The organism is Mesorhizobium sp. M7A.F.Ca.ET.027.02.1.1, assembly GCF_004022985.1.
Taxonomy (GTDB): Bacteria; Pseudomonadota; Alphaproteobacteria; order Rhizobiales; family Rhizobiaceae; genus Mesorhizobium.
Window position 1 is genome coordinate 1 of record NZ_RZOL01000570.1, and the last position, 3,021, is coordinate 3,021.

Sequence of the window (3,021 nt, forward strand, 5' to 3'; positions counted from 1 at the left end):
GCCTTGGTCGGCGCGCAATATTTAGTGCTCCGGGCTTGACGGTCCGCGGTCTTACGAGTAGAAGCCGCCCAGTCAGAACCGATGTGAGGCTCTCCCTTCCGAAGCGACACGCTTTGGAGTTTGCCTCAAACAGGGTTCGTTTTACGAGCGAAAAGACATTTCCGGCGTGCACGAAGCGGCTTCCGCTTCCTCTGCCTTTTGTTCGGGCAAGACCGCGAGGCGCGGTTTATGGCCCGAATTTGCGTATGGAAATGACGCTTTGAGCGGCCCTGACCGGGCGAGACACGGAATTGAGAGACAAGAGGGTTTAATGCCTACCGTCAACCAGCTGATCCGCAAGCCGCGCATTGCGCCGGTGAAGCGCAACAAGGTCCCGGCCATGCAGCAGAACCCGCAGAAGCGGGGCGTCTGCACGCGCGTCTATACAACGACGCCGAAGAAGCCGAACTCGGCGCTGCGCAAGGTGGCCAAGATCCGCCTGACCAATGGTTTTGAAGTGATCGGGTACATCCCCGGCGAAGGCCACAACCTTCAGGAACACTCCGTGGTGATGATCCGCGGCGGCCGCGTCAAGGATCTTCCGGGCGTTCGCTACCACATCATCCGCGGCGTGCTCGACACGCAGGGTGTGAAGAACCGCAAGCAGCGCCGTTCGAAGTACGGCGCCAAGCGTCCGAAGTAAGGGGCGTCCGAAGTAAGATTTTCCGGCCTTGGCGCTCCTTGGGTGCGTCGGGTTATGAGATTGAGAGACAAAAGCCATGTCGCGTCGTCACAGTGCAGAAAAGCGTGAGATCAATCCGGACCCGAAGTTCGGCGATCTGATCGTCACCAAGTTCATGAACGCCGTCATGTATGACGGCAAGAAGTCGGTCGCCGAGACCATCGTCTACGGCGCGCTCGACCAGGTTCAGTCGAAGACCAAGCAGGAGCCGGTCACCGTCTTCCATCAGGCGCTCGACAATGTCGCGCCTCATGTTGAAGTGCGTTCGCGTCGTGTCGGTGGCGCCACCTACCAGGTTCCGGTTGATGTGCGCCCCGAGCGCCGCCAGGCATTGGCCATTCGCTGGCTGATCGCTGCGGCCCGCAATCGCAATGAGACCACGATGGTCGACCGCCTCTCCGGCGAGCTGATGGATGCGGCCAACAACCGCGGCACGGCTGTCAAGAAGCGTGAAGACACCCACAAGATGGCTGAAGCCAACCGCGCTTTCGCGCACTACCGCTGGTAAAGCGCGAACGAGACTGAGAGGCAGCTACGATGGCCCGCGAATACAAAATCGAAGACTACCGCAATTTCGGTATCATGGCGCATATTGACGCCGGCAAGACGACGACCACCGAGCGCGTCCTCTACTACACGGGCAAGTCGCACAAGATCGGCGAAGTCCACGACGGCGCTGCCACCATGGATTGGATGGAGCAGGAGCAGGAGCGCGGCATCACGATCACCTCCGCCGCGACCACGACCTTCTGGAAGGCTCGTGACGGCAAGATGCACCGCTTCAACATCATCGACACCCCCGGCCACGTCGACTTCACCATCGAAGTCGAGCGTTCGCTGCGCGTGCTCGACGGCGCCATCGCGCTGCTCGATGCCAATGCCGGCGTTGAGCCGCAGACCGAGACCGTCTGGCGCCAGGCCGACAAGTACCGCGTTCCGCGCATGATCTTCTGCAACAAGATGGACAAGATCGGCGCCGACTTCTATCGCTCGGTCGAGATGATCGGTTCGCGCCTCGGCGCGCATGCCGTTGTCATGCAGCTGCCGATTGGCGCCGAGACCGAGTTCAAGGGCGTCGTCGACCTCGTCGAGATGAACGCGCTTGTCTGGCGCGACGAGACGCTGGGCGCTGCCTGGGATGTCGTCGAGATCCCGGACGACCTCAAGGCTCGTGCCGAAGAATACCGCGAGAAGATGATCGAGGCCGCCGTCGAAATGGACGAGACGGCGCTTGAAAATTACCTCGAAGGCAAGATGCCGTCGAATGATGAGATCCGCGCGCTGATCCGCAAGGGCACCATCGCGGTCAAGTTCTACCCGATGTTCTGTGGCTCGGCCTTTAAGAACAAGGGCGTGCAGCCGCTGCTCGACGCCGTCGTCGAATATCTGCCGTCGCCGGCCGATGTTCCCGCCATCAAGGGTGTCGATGCCAAGACCGACGCCGAGATCGAGCGTCACGCCGACGACAACGAGCCTCTGTCGATGCTCGCCTTCAAGATCATGAACGACCCGTTCGTCGGTTCGCTGACCTTTGCCCGCATCTATTCGGGCAGGCTCACCAAGGGCATCTCGGTCGACAACACCGTGAAGGGCAAGAAAGAGCGCATCGGCCGCATGCTGCAGATGCATGCGAACTCGCGCGCCGACGTCGAAGAGGCTTTTGCCGGCGACATCGTTGCTCTTGCCGGTCTCAAGGACACGACCACCGGCGACACGCTGAGCGATCCGCTGCATCCGGTCATTCTCGAGCGCATGGAATTCCCCGACCCGGTCATCCAGATCGCCATCGAGCCGAAGACCAAGAACGACCAGGAAAAGATGGGCCTCGCCCTTCACCGCCTGGCCGCCGAGGATCCGTCCTTCCGTGTCAAGACCGACGAGGAAAGCGGCCAGACCATCATTTCCGGCATGGGCGAACTTCACCTGGACATCATCGTCGACCGCATGCGTCGCGAGTTCAAGGTCGAGGCCAATGTCGGCGCACCGCAGGTGGCTTATCGCGAGACGATCACCCGCAGGCACGAGCAGGACTACACGCACAAGAAGCAGACCGGCGGTACCGGTCAGTTCGCTCGCGTCAAGATCGTCTTCGAGCCGAACCCGGACAGCAGCGAGTTCGAGTTCGAGACCAAGATCGTCGGCGGCGCCGTGCCGAAGGAATACATCCCGGGTGTCGAAAAGGGCATCAACAGCGTCATGACCTCGGGTCCGTTCGCGGGCTTCCCGATGATCGGCGTCAAGGCGACCCTCATCGACGGCGCTTACCACGATGTCGACTCCAGCGTCCTGGCCTTCGAAAT

The 3,021-nt window shown here is 61.2% G+C and carries 3 protein-coding genes; all 3 read left to right on the plus strand.

The window, feature by feature from the left end; genetic code table 11:
- The first annotated feature begins 310 nt into the window (after positions 1-310).
- On the plus strand, positions 311-682 hold the full coding sequence (gene rpsL, locus EN749_RS33525; protein ID WP_006333356.1) for a 30S ribosomal protein S12: 372 nt from the start codon (positions 311-313) through the stop codon (positions 680-682).
- A gap of 76 nt (positions 683-758) precedes the next feature.
- Complete coding sequence (rpsG, locus tag EN749_RS33530; protein ID WP_008875664.1) at positions 759-1,229, plus strand: 30S ribosomal protein S7; 471 nt, start codon at positions 759-761, stop codon at positions 1,227-1,229.
- A 29-nt stretch (positions 1,230-1,258) separates the two neighbouring features.
- On the plus strand, positions 1,259-3,021 hold a 1,763-nt coding region (fusA, locus tag EN749_RS33535), incomplete at its 3' end, for an elongation factor G (RefSeq protein WP_128364774.1).

Excerpts from the sequence above, each read along its gene's own strand:
- rpsL (WP_006333356.1), top strand. The coding sequence starts at position 311 with ATGCCTACCGTCAACCAGCTGATCCGCAAGCCGCGCATTGCGCCGGTG.
- rpsG (WP_008875664.1), top strand. The coding sequence starts at position 759 with ATGTCGCGTCGTCACAGTGCAGAAAAGCGTGAGATCAATCCGGACCCG.